A 16,507-nucleotide genomic window follows, 5' to 3' on the forward strand; every position below is an offset into this window, starting at 1 on the left:
CTATGCGTGATTTTTTCCTGTGTTTTAAGCCACCTGGCGCAAAGTCGACATCTCTAATTGTAGACCAATCTTCCTGCCAGCGGGATGCAAATCCGCCGCCGATCGGTTAAGCACATCAACCGAAAGTTCCACATCATGCGCCCGGATACGATAGCGGATCACGTTGCCCAGCAGGCTGTGGCTGAGGATTTCCGCAGGAATGCCCTGGCCCGGCGCGGTAAACAGCATTGATTCCGGGCGAATGGCCACCTGGCTGTGGAAAGGCTGACCGGTCAGTCGCGTCGCCTGCTCAGCGCTCAGCAGGTTGTAGTTGCCAATAAATCCGGCGGCGAAGAGATCGACCGGTTGGGTATAGAGCGCTTCGGCATCGCCATTCTGCACGATTTTGCCCCGGTTCATCAGCACGATACGATCGGAGAGCGTCAGCGCCTCCTCCTGATCGTGGGTGACGAACAGGGTGGTGAGATTCAGCTCGCGCTGGATGCGCCGGATTTGATCGCGCAGATGGCGGCGAATACGCGCATCCAGCGCCGACAGCGGTTCATCCAGCAGCAGCAGACGCGGACGCGTCACCAGCGAACGAGCCAGTGCCACGCGCTGACACTGCCCGCCTGACAACTGGTGCGGATAACGGCGTGCATAATCATTGAGTTCAACCAGCTCCAGCACCTCCAGCACCCGCTGGCGAATCTGCGCTTCGGGCAGTTTCTGCATCTTCAGGCCAAATGCGACGTTCTTCTCTACCGTCATGTTAGGAAACAGCGCATAGCTCTGAAACACCATACCGATGGCGCGCTTCTGCGGGGCCAGCGGCACGATATCTTTGCCCTCCAGCCTGATTTCACCGCTGTCGACGCCGGTTAATCCCGCCAGACAACGCAGCAGCGTCGATTTACCGCAGCCGCTGGGGCCGAGCAGGGTGACAAATTCCCCTTCAGCGGCGCTGAAATCGATCTGCTCAAAAATGGGCGTGGGTCCATAGGACTTGTTCAGCTCTCTGACCTCAAGGTAACTCATATTCAGCCTCGTTCGGGATTCAGGGCGTTGGCCAGCCAGGTAACCAGCAGCACCACAAAGAAGTAGGAGATCACCAGCGCGCTGGTGAAATGACCGCTGCCGTTACGCATGTTGAAGAGGTAAACCTGCAGGGTTTCATAGCGGTTGCCGACCAGCAGGTTAGCGAAGACAAATTCGCCAATCAGGAAGGAGAAAGAGAGCAGCACGGCAATCAGCATCCCTTTGCGCAGGTTGGGCAGCACGACCCACAGCGCCGCCTGCCAGGTGCTGGCACCCAGCAACTGCGCGGCATCAATCAGCTCTTTGAGGTTGATCGCCTGCATATTGTTCGCCAGCGCCCGGTAGATAAAGGGTAACGCGATAGTGAAATAACAGCCGATTAAGATCCACGGCGTGCCGGTCAGCATCAGCGGTGACGAAGAGTAGAGTTGCAGTAATCCCACTGACGACACCACCGGCGGCACGGCGAAAGGCATCAGGATCAGGACGTTCATCACCGCATCCAGTCGAGGAAAATAGTAAGCGATTACAAACATGGCAGGCAGCACCAGCACCAGCGAGAACAGCAGCGCACCCAGGCAAATCAGCAGCGAATGGCCCAGCGCCGTCAGAAATCGCGGGTCGCTCCAGAGCTGGATGAACCACTTCAGGCTATAGCCCTGTGGCAGAATGGTGTTACTCCAGTCGGACGACAGTGCATAAAGCAGTGTGGCCAGTAAAGGCAGTGCCAGCAGGGTAAAGAGTAACCCGACCATTATCCGGTGATAGAGGTGCTCAGCACGTGACATGGCGGCTCCTTTCATGGCTGTTTCGCATTGAGATAGCTACGGCGCACCAGATATTGCTGCACCAGGGTGATCAGCGCCATAATCGCCACCAGCAGCATCGCCAGCGCACTACCGGTGTTGGGATCCAGCGAGATATCGCCGGAGACCAGCGCGGCAATGCGCACCGGCACCACGTTGAAATTACCCGTGGTCAGGGCATAAATCGTGGCGTAAGCGCCCAGTGCATTTGCCAGCAGGATCACAAAGGTCCCGAGCAGCGCCGGAAACAGAATCGGCAGGCCGATATGCCACCAGTAGTGCCAGCGGCTGGCACCCAGCAGCGCAGCGGACTCCTGCCACTCTTTTTTCAGCCCGTCGAACGCCGGGTAGAGCAGCAGCACGCCCAGCGGGATCTGGAACCAGGTGTAGACCAGCACCATGCCGTTGCGCGAGAAGAGTCTGAAGCTCTCAACCAGACCATAATGGCGCAACAGCAATGTCAGGCAGCCGTTCAGCCCCAGCAGAATCACAAAGGCAAACGCCAGCGGGACACCGGCAAAGTTGCTGGTCATATTGGTAAAAGCGATGAGAAAGCGCTGCAGTCGCCCGCCGCCGAGCTGATGCAGTGAATAGCCGGTGACCAGTGCAATCAGTAAGCCGTAGACGCTTGACCAGAGTGAGATATCCAGCGAAAAACGAAACGCCTGCTGGTAGAAGGGCGAGGTGAGAATGTCCTGATAGTTATCCCAGCCCCACTGGCTGTTCATCTCACTCCAGAAGCTGTTAATGGCGATCCACAACAGCGGTGCCAGCTGAAAGGCGACCCAGAACAGGGTGAACGGTAACAGCAGCAGCAGCGCGACTCCTTTTCCTCTCATCTCTTCGGCTCCGCCAGCAGGCCGCGACAAACCGGCTTGTCATGCGCCACCTCAAGCAGTTCACACAGCGTGCCGCACAGATCGGTCTGCTGCGGTGCCAGGTCAGGCTGCAGCGAGAAAGCCCGGCCAAAGACAAACAGCGGCACCGTGGTCTCTTCCGGCAGAATGCCGCCGTGGGAGCGATCGTCATTCATGCCGTGATCGGCGGTCACCATCACCTGATAGCCCTCAGCCAGCCACAAGGGCATCCACTGCGACAGCAGGCCGTCGGCGATGCGTGCCCGGTTGCGGTACTGTGGCGAAGAGAGGCCCGATTTATGACCGGCATCGTCGATATTCATCGGGTGGATTAGCAGAAAATCGGGATCGTGACGCAGCCGCAGGCTCTCTGCATCTTCAAACAGATGCGAGTCGGGATAGCTATCGTCAGAATAAAAATGGCCATACTGAATGGGCAGGTCCGGCGCGTCAGTGTGACGATCGCGCGCCGGAACGAACGGCGTTCGGTTATAAAGCTCACTCACCCAGTGGTAGGCCGCCGCCGCAGTCGTCAGTCCCGTCGCTCGCGCAAAGTGAAAGATGCTACGCTCGCGGCTTAACCGGCTGACGCCATTATGAATAATGCCGCTTCTGACCGGCGGAATACCGGTCAGAATGCACTCATAAAGCGGGCGTGACAGCGAGGGTAATTCACAGGTCATACGGTAATAAAATCCGTTGCCCTGCGAACATTCGGCATGCAGGTAACCCATTGCATGTTGTGCGACCTGATTGCTCAGGCCGTCCAGCACTACCAGGATGGTCTTCATTCCGTTCTCCCTGCCGCGAATTACTGCTGCATGTTGATGATGACGTTTTCCTGCCACAGGCGCGGCAGCATTTTCGACGATTTATCCCAGGCAGCCTGATCCTTCACCGGACGGGCATTTTTATATTCAGATTGCGGCAGCAGGCGAGCCTGAACGTCCGCTGGCAGCGTCAGATGTTCAGCACGGATCGGACGGGCATAGCCCTTCGCCAGATTGATCTGTCCCTGGTCTGAGAAGATATATTCGCGCGTCAGTTTTGCGGCGTTAGGGTGTTTCGCATATTTGTTGATGACGGTGGTGTAGCCGGAGGTCACGGAGCCATCAGACGGGATCACCACTTCGTAGCGGTTTTTGTCGATCTGGTCCCGGTAGTTAAGGGCGTTAAAGTCCCACACCACCGCCATCTGCACTTCGCCTTTTTCGATATTGGCAATCACCGGATCGGTAACGCCAAGACGACCCTGTTTGGCCAGATCGGCAAAGAAAGCCAGCGCCGGTTTCAGGTTCTTCTCATCGCCACCTAAGGCGTAGTTTGCCGCCAGTACGCCGTTAGCCGCCTGAGCTGCCACGCCGACGTCACCGATAGTAACCACATACTTACCTTTTTTCAGATCGGCCCAGCTGTGGGGGATATCTTTAACCTGCTGCTTGTCGATCAGGAAGGCGATGGTGCCGGTATAGGCCAGCGCCCAGTGGCCATCTTTATCTTTAGCCCAGGCCGGAATCTGATCCCAGTGAGTGGGTTTATAGGGCTGGGTCACACCTTTAGCGACAGCGATCGGGCCAAAGGCGGCACCCACGTCCCCGATGTCAGCGCTGGCGTTCTCTTTCTCTGCATCGAATTTCGCCAGCTCCTGCGCCGATGACATATCGGTATCGCTGTGCTTAAGGCCATATTTGCTGCTGATGTCGTTCCAGGTGTCTTTCCAGTTAGCCCAGCTATCCGGCATCCCGACGCTGTTGACCTGGCCTTCACTGCGTGCCGCTTTTTCCAGGGCGGCAAGGTCGTTATCGGCGGCCTGCGCAACGGGCAGGGTGAGCACTACAGCACTGGCTATTACAGAGGCGATAAACGCTTTCATCTCAGTTGCTCCGGGTGTAAGTTGATGGGCCTGGCTGGTCTAGTCCAGCAAGAACCGAGCCAATGTAGCCCCTGTATATGAACGATTTATGACAGGGCGGCGCTGTGCGGGGGATGGGCGATGAAAGATGTGACCCGTTCGCCTGTCACAGGCGCGTTTACCTGAACAGTAAGAGTGCGGAGTCGCACCAAAATGAGGCTACTGTTGTGGAGTCGATAGCACTCAAAACGGCGGATGCGATCGCCAGCGTCCTGCTGACGCGTATTCAGGCCGGAGAGTTCAGCGCCGGGCGACTGCCGGCGGAGCGTGCCTTAAGCGAAGCGTTCAGCACGACCCGGATTACCCTTCGGGAAGCATTGGGCAAGCTGGAAGCCCAGGGGATGATCTACCGGGAACTGCGTCGCGGCTGGTTTATCGCACCGCCGCGGCTGATCTATAACCCGCTGCATCACAGCCACTTTCATGCCATGGCAATGGAGCAGGGACGGCAGGCGGCTACCGAGGTCATCGCCGCCGAACAGGTCGCGGCACACGACAGCGTGGCGACAGCGCTGCGGCTGGCCTCCGGTTCGTCGGTTTACTGCATCCGCCGCCTGCGGCGCATCGACGGGCGCGCGGTGCTCTATGTTGAACACTACCTCAATCCGCGTTTTTTTCCTGGTCTGCTTGATGAAGATTTGACCCGCTCACTGACCGATCTCTATGACCAGCGCTACGGCATTCGTTACGGCGGCGCGCGCTTCACCATCCTGCCCGGCCCGCTGCCGGAGGTCGCCGCACCCATGCTGAATGTGGCACCGGGCAGCCCCGGTTTGTTGATCACCCGCATCAATCGCAACCAGCAAAAAGAGGTGATTGATTGCGACTGTGAATACTGGCGTTACGATGCGCTCTGTGTTGATGTGGAGGCCTGAGGAGTTATTGTGATTTGCGTCACACTCGCGCATGATACCGCGCGCTAACAACTCCTTTTTTAAGGCGCAACATGAGTGACAAAAATCCTTTGGCCCGCCACCTTGCAACGGTACTGCAATGGGTGCTGAATCTGGGTCTGCTGAGTCTGGCGATCATCCTGATCGTCTTTTTAGGCAAAGAAACTATCCATCTGGCAAACGTGCTGTTTAACACCAGCGAGCAGTCATCCTCCTATCTGTTGATTGAGGGGATTGTCATTTATTTCCTCTACTTCGAATTTATTGCGTTGATTGTTAAGTACTTTCAGTCGGGATATCACTTTCCGCTGCGCTATTTTGTCTATATCGGTATCACGGCAATTATCCGCCTGATTATCGTCGACCATAAAAACCCCTTCGATACGCTCTGTTACTCTGCGGCGATTCTGATTCTGGTAATCACTCTGTGGCTGGCAAACAGCAACCGCCTGAAACGCGAGTAATCCTCCTGCCGTCTGTCATGACGGCAGGTGTTCGCATCGCGTCTCTGCGCTAAACTAGCGTCCTGAAAATTATTGGGAGTGGTGCTATGTCGCAAGACGCGCTCAGCTTATTACGTGCACTCAACTGGCTTTCTCCGTCGCAGGCAACCCTTGCGCCGCCATTGCTCGACTGGCTGATGGAGGAAGATTCAATGACGCGCCGTTTTGAACAACATTGCCAGCGGGTCACGGTTCAGCCGCTGCGTGAAGGCTTTATCGACGCCAGCGAGTTGGATGATGAAAAGGGCTTGTTGCCAGACGATCAACGCTTCTGGCTGCGCGAAGTGTTGCTGTTCGGCGACGATCAGCCCTGGCTGGCTGGCCGTACGCTGGTGCCGGAAAGCACCCTTAACGGGCCAGAAGCGATGCTGCAGCAGCTGGGCACCCGGCCGCTGGGTCGCTATCTCTTCTCCTCTTCAACGCTGACCCGTGATTTTATTGAGCCGGGGCAGGTGGAGGGATTGTGGGGACGGCGCTCACGCCTGCGTCTCTCCGGCAAACCCCTGTTGCTGACTGAACTGTTTTTACCGGCATCGCCGCTCTATCGCGATCTGGTCTGAGGATCCTGTGGTGCAAAATAGCTTAAGTATAAATAAATGGCGGGCCTACACGCGCCTGATGCGTATCGATAAGCCGATCGGTACGCTGCTGCTGATGTGGCCAACGCTCTGGGCATTATGGCTGGCTGACATGGCGATCCCGCCGCTGCCGGTGCTGGCGGTGTTTGTTGCCGGTGTCATCGTGATGCGTGCGGCCGGTTGTGTGATCAATGACTACGCCGATCGCAAAGTAGACGGTCATGTCGAACGCACGAAGCATCGGCCACTGGCCAGCGGCGCGGTGAGTGCAAAAGAGGCTAAGCTGCTGTTCGTGATACTGGCTCTGGCGGCTTTTGCGCTGGTGCTGACCATGAACATGATGACGATTATGCTCTCAGTGGTGGGGCTGGCGCTGGCCTGGGTCTATCCCTTTATGAAGCGTTATACCCACCTGCCGCAGGTAGTGCTGGGTGCCGCCTTTGGCTGGGCCATTCCCATGGCATGGTCCGCAGTTAGTGAGTCCTTACCTCTGGTCTGCTGGCTGGTATTCATCGCCAACATCTGCTGGACGGTCGCCTATGACACTCAGTATGCGATGGTGGATCGGGATGATGACCTGAAGATTGGCGTGAAGTCGACCGCGATTCTCTTTGGCCGTTTCGACAAGCTAATCATTGGTCTGCTGCAACTGGCGACGCTGCTGCTGCTGGCGCTGGTTGGCCTCATGCTGCATCTGAACAGCGCCTTCTACTGGACGCTATTACTGGCCGCCGCGCTGTTTGTTTATCAACAGAAGCTGATCGCCGGACGCGAGCGGCAACCCTGTTTCCAGGCTTTTCTCAATAATAACTATGTCGGGATGGTGCTGTTCCTCGGTGTGCTGATGAACACCCCGCCGTTCAGCCAGCTGTTCTGACAGGGGATTCAGGCACAAAAAAGGCGACCTCATGAGGTCGCCTTTTTACTATGCGCGCTGGGGTCAGTCGTGCGCCACAGCGGTTTCAATCGTCATACGGACATCGCTGGTGACCAGGTCTGCCAGCATATGCCAGGTCGCCAGGGTCTGCGCAACATCGGCATCACCGCTGTCGCTGATATACCCTTCATCGCGCAGGGTCAGGACCAGTGAGGTAAAGACCGCTTTGTCGAAGAATTCCGGGGCATTGATACCGTGCAGCACCGACAGACGCTGTGCCAGCGTCCGGCTCTCTTTCTCCAGCGTGCCGCGGTTAATCGTCGGCTTGGCGCTGAGAATGGAGAACGTAATAGCATAGCGCTGCAGTGTTTCACGCACACCGGCGGCCAGCAGTTGCAGCGTGCGATAGCGCGCTGAGGAAAAGCGCAATTCGCCGGCTTCAAGCGTAATCAGGCCCTGACGCGCCAGCTCCTGACTCAGTTCGGTCAGCAGTTGTGGCAGCTCATCGGTCTGCCAGCGCAGGAACAGCTCACTCTTCAGCATCGGGTAGATCAGGCTCACCTGACGCAGCAGTTCTGCTTCGCTCAGCGTTTGATGCTGCTGAACTATGGCGGCAATCAGCGACGGCATCACCAGCATATGATGAATATTGTTGCGATAGTAGGTCATCAGCACAGCCTGCTCACGCGGCAGAATGATGATGTCGCCAATGCTGTCCTTTTCACTCTCAAACTTATTCATACCCATGGCGTGATCCAGCAGCGCTTCCGCTGAGAGATCGGGTACGGTCGCATTTGGCGAGTAAGGCACGTTGCGCAGCAACTGGGTATAGCACTCCAGTTGTTCAATCAGCTGTTCACGGGTTAGTGAGCGCTGACGTGACGCCAGCAGGGCGGTGACACAGAGGTTCATGGCGTTAGCCGCGCCCGCTTCATTGATACGCACCATCAGGCTGGCAGCAATATCGTTGACGGTTGGGGTTAACCAGCTGGGACGCTGCGGCTCAATCGGATCGATGGCATCGCGCCATTCCGGCACCCGCTTGTTGAGATAGTTGACCAGCGGCAGGGGTTCGCCAAAGTTCACGTAACCCTGACCGAGATTGCGCAGCTTGCGTAAGCCGCGCACCATCTGCATGAAGCCCTCTTTCTCTTTCGCCGCGCCGCGCAGCTCTTTAGCGTAAGTGCCCACTTCCATCACGTGCTCATAGCCGATATAGATCGGCACCAGCGTGATCGGGCGATTTCCGCCGCGCAGCATCGCCTGCAGCGTCATGGCTAAGGTGCCGGTTTTAGGGTCCAGCAGGCGACCGGTTCGTGAACGGCCTCCTTCGACAAAGTACTCAACCGAATAGCCGCGGGTGAATAGCTCGCCGAGATATTCGCGGAATACCGTGGCGTAGAGCTTGTTGCCTTTAAAGGTACGACGAATAAAGAAAGCGCCCAGGCGACGGAAAATCGGGCCGGCTGGCCAGAAGTTGAGATTGATACCGGCTGCGATGTGCGGCGGCACCAGTCCCTGATGATAGAGCACATAGGAGAGCAGCAGATAATCCATGTGGCTGCGATGGCACGGCACATAGACAATCTCGTGGCCATCCTGCGCCAGCTGGCGGACTTTTTCGCCGCCATTGACGTTGATGCCCTGATAGAGCCGACTCCAGAGCCAGCCCATCACGCGGTCAGTTACGCGGATGGCTTCATAGGAGAAGTTTGCCGCAATCTCCTCCATCATTTCGACGGCGTTCTGCTGCGCTTTCTCATGGGAGATTTTTTTGCTGCGAGCTTCATCTTCTACTGCTTTTTCAATCGCTTTGGATTGCAGCAGACGAGTAAACAGATCCTGACGCGCCGGCAAGCGCGGGCCAATCGCCGCCAGCCGCTGGCGGGCAAAATGAATGCGCGCCACACGAGCCAGCTTCTGGGCGATCGACTGATCCGTACCGTGTTCAGTTGCCATGCGGCGCAGCGACACCGTCGGCGAGAAGCGGACAAAACTGTCGCGCCCGTGCCAGATCACCGCAAAAAACTTCTGCACCCCGTTCAGCACCCGCAGGTGTGGCGTTGCTTCGCCCTGGACTTCACGTCCTGGTGCGCGGCCAAACATCACCGTGACCGGCAGCATCTGAATATCCAGCTTAGGGTTATTGCGATGCAGGTCCAGGTAATCGTGAAAGATTTTCACGGATTCAACGCTGGGCACAAAATAGGGGAAGACGCGAGGGCCATTGTGGATAAAGACGTGGCGCGGCAGCAGAGAACCATCAATCTCCAACGGAGTGAGCGGGTCGGGCAGATGATGCCGCAGACACTGTGCGCGTAAAGTCAGTAAGTCGGCCTTCGAATCGTAAGGCAAAACATACATAATAGGTCGGGTCGGATCCAGACCATGTTCAGACACGGGATCGGCCGGAATGGCCTTACTTTTTACCAAAAACGACAGTGGTAAATTAAGCAGTTTGTAATAGAGTTTACGCCAACCTGACATAGACAACATGAAGCCTCTTGTTAGCAAAGCGCCGCAAGCATACCAGAAAGCGCAGCGAAGATCTGTGGTGGTGCCAATTGCACGCAGCCCAGACATTGACGTCAATCCGATGAAAGGGTTCCCACATCATGGCAAATAATGCCACCGGACTTATCAGAATAGTAAAAGCTGCAGGTTACTCATGGCAGGGGCTTCGTGCCGCCTGGCAACATGAAGCGGCGTTTCGGCAGGAAGCGCTGGCTGCGCTGGCCGCTATTGTTATCGCGTGCTGGCTGGATGTCGATGTGGTCTCCCGCATCCTCATGATTGGGGTGGTGGTGCTGGTGGTCATTGTTGAAATCCTCAATAGCGCCATTGAAGCAGTGGTCGACCGCATCGGTCAGGAGCATCATCCGCTGGCGGGCCGGGCAAAAGACATGGGCTCGGCGGCAGTGCTGATCAGCATCTTACTGGCACTCTTCGTCTGGATCGCGCTGCTCTGGACACATTTGCGATAAGCCTTCCATAACGCGTTTGAGGGCGCGTTTTCCCTGACAATCGGTTTCCATTTCACCAATACCTGTATATACTCACAGCGACTGTATAAACAACCAGGGGGCGGGATGAAAGCATTAACCAGCAGGCAGCAGCAGGTCTATGACCTGATTCGCGACCATATTTCTTCAACGGGCATGCCGCCTACGCGTGCCGAGATCGCCGCGCAGCTGGGCTTCCGTTCGCCGAACGCGGCAGAAGAGCATCTGAAAGCGCTGGCGCGCAAAGGCGTCATCGAGATCGTTTCCGGTGCATCGCGCGGCATTCGACTGTTAATGGAAGAAGAAGCCTCAGAAGGGCTACCGCTGATTGGCCGGGTTGCTGCCGGTGAGCCGATCATGGCGCAGGAACATATCGAAACCCACTACAAGGTCGATCCGGGCCTGTTTAAGCCGTCTGCTGACTTCCTGCTGCGCGTCAGCGGAATGTCGATGAAAGATATCGGGATTATGGATGGCGACCTGCTCGCGGTGCATAAAACCCAGGATGTGCGTAACGGCCAGGTTGTGGTTGCCCGCATTGATGATGAAGTCACCGTTAAGCGCTGGAAAAAGCAGGGTGCTATCGTGCATCTGCTGCCGGAAAACAGCGATTTTGACCCGATTGTTGTCGATACCCGTGCGCAGTCACTGACCATAGAAGGTCTGGCTGTTGGCGTGGTGCGCAACGGCGAGTGGCTCTGATTCTTCTGCCAGCGTGCATTCGCCTTCTCTGATGCTATTCTGTCTGCCCTAATTTTGTCGCTGCCTCTTTTGCGCAGCGACACTGAGCACGGAACGGCGAATGCGCTTTATTACGGCAACCGATAAAAATCTCTGGCGGCTTGCGCTGCCGATGATCCTTTCAAATATCACCGTTCCCTTACTGGGAGTGGTCGATACTGCAGTAATTGGTCATCTCGACAGCCCTGTCTATCTTGGCGGGGTTGCGGTCGGGACTACAGTGACCAGCTTCCTCTTTATGCTGCTGCTTTTCCTTCGAATGAGTACCACTGGCCTTACGGCGCAGGCATTTGGCGCTGGCGATAAAATGGCGCTGGCACGCGCGCTGACTCAGCCGCTGATCATTGCGCTGCTGGCGGGCGTACTGTTCATCGCTTTGCGTTATCCGATTATTCAGCTGTCGACCCATCTGGTTGGCGGCAATCCCGATGTACTCGAACAGGCGGCACTGTTTATTCAGATTCGCTGGCTCAGTGCGCCTGCCACGCTGGCAAACCTGGTCATTCTGGGCTGGCTGCTGGGCGTGCAGTATGCACGCGCGCCGGTGATCCTGCTGGTGGTGGGCAACCTGGTTAACATCGTGCTCGATCTCTGGCTGGTGATGGGGCTGCACTGGGGTGTCGCGGGGGCGGCAACCGCCACGGCGCTGGCGGAATACATTACGCTGGTTGTCGGCAGCATCATGGTCTGGCGGGTGTTAAAACTGCGCGGAATTACGCTTAGCCTGCTGAAGCAGAGCTGGCGCGGTGACAGCGGCCGGCTGTTGCGACTGAACCGGGACATCATGCTGCGCTCTCTGATGCTGCAGTTCTGTTTCGCCTCGCTGACCGTACTGGGTGCCCGGCTGGGTCCGGATGTGGTAGCGGTTAACGCAGTATTACTGATGTTCATCACTTTTACTGCCTACGCGCTGGATGGCTTTGCCTATGCGGTTGAAGCTTTTGCGGGTGAGGCGCATGGTGCAAAAGATGGCAGCAAGCTCCTGCGCGTCTGGCACTCTGCCTGTCGGCAGGCGGTGGTGGTGGCGCTGTTCTTTTCGCTGATCTATGCCATTTTTGGCCCGCAGATCGTTACCCTGCTGACCTCTCTTCAGTCACTCCAGCAGACAGCGGACCGCTATCTGGTCTGGCAGATGATTATGCCGCTGATCGGTGTCTGGTGTTATCTGCTGGATGGCATGTTCATCGGGGCGACGCGCGGGCGTGAGATGCGTAACAGCATGGTAGTTGCCGCAGCAGGCTATTTTCTGACGCTGCTTAGCGTACCGGTACTGGGTAACCATGGTCTTTGGCTGGCAGTCACAGTTTTCCTGGCGCTGCGCGGCCTGTCGCTGTGGCTCATCTGGCGTAAGCACTGGCGTCAGAACAGCTGGTTTGATGCCTGAGTCAGCCGTGGCTGCACGCAAGCCGATACGGATTATTCTGTATTATTCCACGGTTAATAAATTGGCTACTACAATTAACTCTATGCAGCGCAGTTAACCAGCGCTTTGTATCGTTATTTTGTTAAGTAGCAAGATAATCATTAAAACCCGAGGATTGGAGGTCTGCCATGAATAAAGACGAAGCAAGCGGCAACTGGAAGCAGTTCAAAGGCAAAATGAAAGAGAAATGGGGCAAGCTGACCGACGATGATATGCAGGTTATCGAAGGTAAACGCGATCAGCTGGTCGGTAAAATCCAGGAGCGTTACGGCTCTACCAAAGATGAAGCCGAGCGCGAAGTAAGCGACTGGGAAGGTCAGAACAAAGATCACCGCTGGTAATCAGACAATAGGTTGATAATCAGCTGAATGCGTTCCGGTGGGCCCTCACCGGAACCGCACAAGGATGTGCCGATTACCCGCGTTTCCCCCGCTTTTTACCCTCATCCTGATGGTCATGCTCGCAGCTTTCATGGTGCGTACAGGCTTCAACCGCAGCACAATTTTCACATAAACCATGCGCTTCAATCACGCTGTGGCGTAATGCAAACTGCGCTTCACCTGCCAGACCAGCAATAATCTTCTCTACGCCCTGCGCCTGTTTCTCTGTAACGACGGCACAGCGGTCACAGACCAGCATCACTGATGTATGTGCTGGTGCCTCAAAATGATGACACATGACGTAGCTGTTGTTGGATTCCACCCGATGAATGAAACCCTGCTCCAGCAGGAAATCGAGCGCCCGGTAAACCGTGGGAGGCTTGGCCTGCGGCTCGCTGACCCGGAGTTGATCCAGCAGATCGTAGGCGCTGATCGAGCCAGGCTGCTCGGCCATCAGGCGCAACACTTCAGCACGCTGCGAAGTCAGACGCACACCGCGCTGCAGGCACATCTTTTCGGCCTGAATCAAAATTTGCTGCGACGTCATGTTTGTCATGAAAATTCTCCGCTGGATAAGTGATGTTATTTTATCACACATAGTTTCGCGGCGCTGAGGTTGGTTTTCGTCTGAAAAACAGCATCATTTGCCTGATAAAGCAGCAGAATCAGAATTTAAGCCGTCTTCTATCTCAAATCTGACGACAAATCAGATCCATTCCGAATCAACCTGAAGCGGAATTTGTTGGCATTTTGCTTTGCATCTCACTGAGTTAAGAAGTAATGTTCAGAAAGACTTAAGAAAAGTCTGGCATTATTTGAAATATCCCAATGCAGTTTGAACAATTACAACGGTTTTTTGATTGGAAAACGTCCAATCCTTTGAATTAAGACACTGTTTCCTTTGAATTCACAGCAATAACGCGTTAGCCAGGGTTCACAATAGGGCTAACAAACTATTCAGTCATTGAATGTTTCAATGACAATTTCTCAGGTGATGGCAGGCAAATGGTGAAAAAATCCGCTCAACGTTCAGCGCTAATCTACACAGCTGTAACGACCGCGCTTTTCCTTTCTTCTTCCGCCATGGCGGCAGGGACCTGGTATGATGCACGTAATGACGCCATGGGCGGCACCGGCGTAGCATCTTCTCTTTATGGCTCCGCAGTGCTGGCGAACCCGGCATTAATGACACGCGCCAAACCCGACGATAGCGTCAGCATTATTTTTCCCTCAGCGGGCATTCAGGTGACTGACAAAGATAAGCTGATAGATAAAGTGGATGATATTACCGATACCGTTGATCGCTACCGCGACGTGCTCAGTAATTTAACCTTCGCTGATTATCTGCGTGGCTATCCTGAAGTGCGCGCCGCCTCAGGCGATGTCGCCAACCAGCTAAATGATTTACGCGGCAACAAAGCGGACGGTAACGCCGGGGTTGCCCTGGCCGTCACTATCCCTGACGAGACGCTGCCTTTCGCCTTTATCACCAAAGCCTATGGCTCAGCGCACGTGCGTGCCAATGTGGTCCAGAGCGATATCGACTATCTGCGCGGTGTGGCTAACGGCACAGTGCTTCCTCGTCCTGGCGATCAAAATAACCTGCGCTCCAGCGCGAATGGCTTAGCGGCGCTGGTCACCGATTATGGTGTTGCGGTGGCGCATGAGTTCACCATCGCTGGTCAGCCAGTATCGGTAGGCGTTACACCGAAAGTGCAGAAAACCTGGCTCTATAACTACACCGCCAGCATTTACAACTACGACAAAAGTGACATCAATAACAGCCAGTATCGCAGCACCGACACCGGCTTTAACGTTGATGCCGGTCTGGCGACCACCTTTGCTGAAAACTGGACGCTGGGTGTAACCGGACAGAACCTGGTTTCGCGCGATCTGCAGACCAAAGAGGTCAATGGTTTCCGCGACACCTACCAGATTCGCCCGCTGGTCACCACCGGTCTGGCCTGGGATAAAGGTCCGTTTACCGTGACGGGCGATGTGGATCTGACTGAAACCAAACGCTTCAAAACTCAGGATAACAGCCAGTATGCGGCAGTGGGCGCGGAATACCGCGTACTTGACTGGCTGCAGCTGCGTGCAGGTTATCGTGCGGACATGCGTTCTAACGACGAAAATGTCGCTACGGCCGGTTTTGGTCTGTCACCGTTTAACAAAGCCGTCCATCTGGATCTGGCGGGCTCTGTAGGTGCTAACAACACCTGGGGCGCGATGATGCAGCTGGGCTTTAACTTCTAAGCGCGTTATTCAGACTGTTCGGGGGCGGGCGATGCACTATCGCCCGCCCTTGTGTTATCCTTGCACAGAATTCCATCACCCCTTAATTACCGGATTGTCTGCGCTTCATGCCTAATTTCTCTTCGCAACGTTTCTCTATCGCCCCTATGCTCGACTGGACCGATCGTCACTGTCGCTATTTTCATCGCCAGCTGACCGGTGACACGCTGCTCTACACCGAAATGGTGACCACGGGCGCAATCATTCATGGCAAAGGGGATTACCTGGCTTACAGTGAGGCTGAGCATCCGGTCGCGTTGCAGCTTGGCGGTAGCGATCGGGCGGCACTGGCGCAGTGCGCGAAGCTGGCAGAGCAGCGCGGTTACGATGAAGTGAATCTTAATGTCGGCTGTCCCTCTGATCGGGTGCAGAATGGCCGTTTCGGCGCCTGCCTGATGGCCGAGGCGAATCTGGTCGCAGATGCCGTTAAAGCGATGCGCGACGTGGTTTCCATTCCGGTCACGGTGAAAACCCGCATTGGTATCGATGAGCTGGACAGCTATGAATTCCTGACCGATTTTATCAGCACGGTGGCGGGACGCGGTGAGTGTGAGACATTTATCATTCATGCGCGTAAAGCCTGGCTCTCCGGCCTCAGCCCGAAAGAGAACCGCGAGATTCCACCGCTGGATTATCCCCGCGTCTATCAGCTGAAACGCGATTTTCCGCAACTGACCATTGCCCTCAATGGCGGCGTGAAAACGCTGGAAGAGGCACTGACCCATCTGCAATACCTTGACGGCGTGATGATGGGACGTGAAGCCTACCAAAACCCCGGCATTCTGGCGCAGGTCGATCAGACATTGTTTGGTCGTCAGCATCCGGCGGCGAACCCGGTTGAAGTGGTGCGCGCCATGTATCCCTATATTGAAGCGGAACTGGCGAAGGGGACGTATCTGGGACATGTCACGCGCCATATGCTGGGTCTGTTCCAGGGAATTCCGGGCGCCCGTCAGTGGCGACGCCACCTGAGTGAAAATGCCCACAAACCCGGTGCCGATGTCCGTGTGCTGGAGGCGGCGCTTGCGCTGGTCGCCGATAAAATCCCGCAGGAAGCCTGACGCCTCATCTGAAACCGAAAAAACCAGCTCTGAAAGCTGGTTTTTTTACGCCACTATGTGGTTTTTCTCACCAGGTTGCGCTCTTCTGTTTATCTCTTATCAGCAGAAAATCAATGAGTTAATTGTTGGCACGTTTTTTGTAATAACTATAACAATCGGAAT

At 55.7% G+C, this 16,507-nt stretch carries 17 protein-coding genes; 10 read left to right on the forward strand and 7 right to left on the reverse strand.

All coding sequences use genetic code 11. From position 1 onward, the window contains the following. Window positions 1-24: 24 nt before the first annotated feature. Genes HFD95_RS12630 through HFD95_RS12650 form a run of 5 tightly spaced genes read right to left on the reverse strand, consistent with a single transcriptional unit; the run spans window position 25 to window position 4,553 of the window. Window positions 25-1,017 (reverse strand): ABC transporter ATP-binding protein, encoded by a 993-nt coding sequence (locus HFD95_RS12630; protein ID WP_010252646.1) that lies wholly within the window; start codon window positions 1,015-1,017, stop codon window positions 25-27. A 2-nt stretch (window positions 1,018-1,019) separates the two neighbouring features. Continuing rightward, on the reverse strand, window positions 1,020-1,805 hold the full coding sequence (locus tag HFD95_RS12635; protein ID WP_031593877.1) for an ABC transporter permease: 786 nt from the start codon (window positions 1,803-1,805) through the stop codon (window positions 1,020-1,022). Between the two features lie 11 nt (window positions 1,806-1,816). Beyond that, window positions 1,817-2,662, reverse strand: a complete 846-nt coding sequence (locus tag HFD95_RS12640) for an ABC transporter permease subunit (RefSeq protein WP_010252254.1) — start codon at window positions 2,660-2,662, stop codon at window positions 1,817-1,819. Beyond that, the gene (locus tag HFD95_RS12645; protein ID WP_167430317.1) at window positions 2,659-3,471 is read right to left on the reverse strand and encodes an alkaline phosphatase family protein; all 813 of its coding nucleotides are present in this window, start codon (window positions 3,469-3,471) and stop codon (window positions 2,659-2,661) included. Before HFD95_RS12645 ends, HFD95_RS12640 begins: the two co-directional genes overlap by 4 nt. A gap of 20 nt (window positions 3,472-3,491) precedes the next feature. After that, the gene (locus HFD95_RS12650; protein WP_167430318.1) at window positions 3,492-4,553 is read right to left on the reverse strand and encodes an ABC transporter substrate-binding protein; all 1,062 of its coding nucleotides are present in this window, start codon (window positions 4,551-4,553) and stop codon (window positions 3,492-3,494) included. 206 nt (window positions 4,554-4,759) lie between these two features. On the opposite strand from HFD95_RS12650, the gene HFD95_RS12655 reads away from it, so the two are divergent. From HFD95_RS12655 to ubiA, 4 genes are all read left to right on the forward strand, one after another. Further along, window positions 4,760-5,467 (forward strand): UTRA domain-containing protein, encoded by a 708-nt coding sequence (locus HFD95_RS12655; RefSeq protein ID WP_022625213.1) that lies wholly within the window; start codon window positions 4,760-4,762, stop codon window positions 5,465-5,467. A gap of 71 nt (window positions 5,468-5,538) precedes the next feature. Next, on the forward strand, window positions 5,539-5,949 hold the full coding sequence (gene psiE / locus HFD95_RS12660) for a phosphate-starvation-inducible protein PsiE (protein ID WP_010252246.1): 411 nt from the start codon (window positions 5,539-5,541) through the stop codon (window positions 5,947-5,949). 86 nt (window positions 5,950-6,035) lie between these two features. Further along, window positions 6,036-6,548, forward strand: coding sequence for a chorismate lyase (ubiC, locus tag HFD95_RS12665; RefSeq protein WP_033780412.1), 513 nt, complete (start codon window positions 6,036-6,038; stop codon window positions 6,546-6,548). Between the two features lie 10 nt (window positions 6,549-6,558). Next, entirely contained in the window at window positions 6,559-7,443 is an 885-nt protein-coding gene (gene ubiA / locus HFD95_RS12670) for a 4-hydroxybenzoate octaprenyltransferase (RefSeq protein ID WP_167430319.1), read from the forward strand. A gap of 63 nt (window positions 7,444-7,506) precedes the next feature. Here the strand turns inward: ubiA and plsB are convergent, their stop codons facing one another. Further along, complete coding sequence (gene plsB, locus HFD95_RS12675; RefSeq protein WP_010252237.1) at window positions 7,507-9,930, reverse strand: glycerol-3-phosphate 1-O-acyltransferase PlsB; 2,424 nt, start codon at window positions 9,928-9,930, stop codon at window positions 7,507-7,509. 128 nt (window positions 9,931-10,058) lie between these two features. Between plsB and HFD95_RS12680 the strand changes: the two genes are divergently transcribed. The 4 genes from HFD95_RS12680 to HFD95_RS12695 all read left to right on the forward strand — a co-directional run bounded on the left by HFD95_RS12680 (window position 10,059) and on the right by HFD95_RS12695 (window position 12,950). After that, window positions 10,059-10,427 carry a diacylglycerol kinase gene (locus HFD95_RS12680; RefSeq protein ID WP_128084954.1) on the forward strand — a complete coding sequence of 123 codons (369 nt, stop codon included), beginning with the start codon at window positions 10,059-10,061 and terminating at the stop codon, window positions 10,425-10,427. A 105-nt stretch (window positions 10,428-10,532) separates the two neighbouring features. Further along, the gene (gene lexA / locus HFD95_RS12685; protein ID WP_010252231.1) at window positions 10,533-11,147 is read left to right on the forward strand and encodes a transcriptional repressor LexA; all 615 of its coding nucleotides are present in this window, start codon (window positions 10,533-10,535) and stop codon (window positions 11,145-11,147) included. Between the two features lie 100 nt (window positions 11,148-11,247). Further along, entirely contained in the window at window positions 11,248-12,570 is a 1,323-nt protein-coding gene (dinF, locus tag HFD95_RS12690; protein ID WP_167430320.1) for an MATE family efflux transporter DinF, read from the forward strand. Window positions 12,571-12,737: 167 nt separating this feature from the next. Further along, window positions 12,738-12,950: a CsbD family protein gene (locus HFD95_RS12695; protein ID WP_033770834.1), complete on the forward strand. Its 213-nt coding sequence runs from the start codon at window positions 12,738-12,740 to the stop codon at window positions 12,948-12,950. A 73-nt stretch (window positions 12,951-13,023) separates the two neighbouring features. Here the strand turns inward: HFD95_RS12695 and zur are convergent, their stop codons facing one another. Beyond that, window positions 13,024-13,545, reverse strand: coding sequence for a zinc uptake transcriptional repressor Zur (gene zur, locus HFD95_RS12700; protein WP_167430321.1), 522 nt, complete (start codon window positions 13,543-13,545; stop codon window positions 13,024-13,026). A gap of 449 nt (window positions 13,546-13,994) precedes the next feature. Here zur and HFD95_RS12705 point away from each other — a divergent pair, with 449 nt between their 5' ends. Beyond that, complete coding sequence (locus HFD95_RS12705; RefSeq protein ID WP_010672213.1) at window positions 13,995-15,245, forward strand: conjugal transfer protein TraF; 1,251 nt, start codon at window positions 13,995-13,997, stop codon at window positions 15,243-15,245. A 107-nt stretch (window positions 15,246-15,352) separates the two neighbouring features. Continuing rightward, window positions 15,353-16,345: a tRNA dihydrouridine(20/20a) synthase DusA gene (dusA, locus tag HFD95_RS12710; protein WP_167430322.1), complete on the forward strand. Its 993-nt coding sequence runs from the start codon at window positions 15,353-15,355 to the stop codon at window positions 16,343-16,345. Window positions 16,346-16,507 lie beyond the last annotated feature (162 nt).

The organism is Pantoea sp. EKM10T (assembly GCF_011800685.1).
GTDB classification, from domain to species: Bacteria; Pseudomonadota; Gammaproteobacteria; order Enterobacterales; family Enterobacteriaceae; genus Pantoea; species Pantoea agglomerans.

Bases quoted from the DNA above. Each gene is read 5' to 3' on its own strand.
- HFD95_RS12630 (WP_010252646.1), bottom strand. From the start codon at position 1,017: ATGAGTTACCTTGAGGTCAGAGAGCTGAACAAGTCCTATGGACCCACG.
- HFD95_RS12635 (WP_031593877.1), bottom strand. From the start codon at position 1,805: ATGTCACGTGCTGAGCACCTCTATCACCGGATAATGGTCGGGTTACTC.
- HFD95_RS12640 (WP_010252254.1), bottom strand. From the start codon at position 2,662: ATGAGAGGAAAAGGAGTCGCGCTGCTGCTGCTGTTACCGTTCACCCTG.
- HFD95_RS12645 (WP_167430317.1), bottom strand. From the start codon at position 3,471: ATGAAGACCATCCTGGTAGTGCTGGACGGCCTGAGCAATCAGGTCGCA.
- HFD95_RS12650 (WP_167430318.1), bottom strand. From the start codon at position 4,553: ATGAAAGCGTTTATCGCCTCTGTAATAGCCAGTGCTGTAGTGCTCACC.
- psiE (WP_010252246.1), top strand. From the start codon at position 5,539: ATGAGTGACAAAAATCCTTTGGCCCGCCACCTTGCAACGGTACTGCAA.
- ubiC (WP_033780412.1), top strand. From the start codon at position 6,036: ATGTCGCAAGACGCGCTCAGCTTATTACGTGCACTCAACTGGCTTTCT.
- plsB (WP_010252237.1), bottom strand. From the start codon at position 9,930: ATGTCAGGTTGGCGTAAACTCTATTACAAACTGCTTAATTTACCACTG.
- HFD95_RS12680 (WP_128084954.1), top strand. From the start codon at position 10,059: ATGGCAAATAATGCCACCGGACTTATCAGAATAGTAAAAGCTGCAGGT.
- lexA (WP_010252231.1), top strand. From the start codon at position 10,533: ATGAAAGCATTAACCAGCAGGCAGCAGCAGGTCTATGACCTGATTCGC.
- dinF (WP_167430320.1), top strand. From the start codon at position 11,248: ATGCGCTTTATTACGGCAACCGATAAAAATCTCTGGCGGCTTGCGCTG.
- HFD95_RS12695 (WP_033770834.1), top strand. From the start codon at position 12,738: ATGAATAAAGACGAAGCAAGCGGCAACTGGAAGCAGTTCAAAGGCAAA.
- zur (WP_167430321.1), bottom strand. From the start codon at position 13,545: ATGACAAACATGACGTCGCAGCAAATTTTGATTCAGGCCGAAAAGATG.
- HFD95_RS12705 (WP_010672213.1), top strand. From the start codon at position 13,995: ATGGTGAAAAAATCCGCTCAACGTTCAGCGCTAATCTACACAGCTGTA.
- dusA (WP_167430322.1), top strand. From the start codon at position 15,353: ATGCCTAATTTCTCTTCGCAACGTTTCTCTATCGCCCCTATGCTCGAC.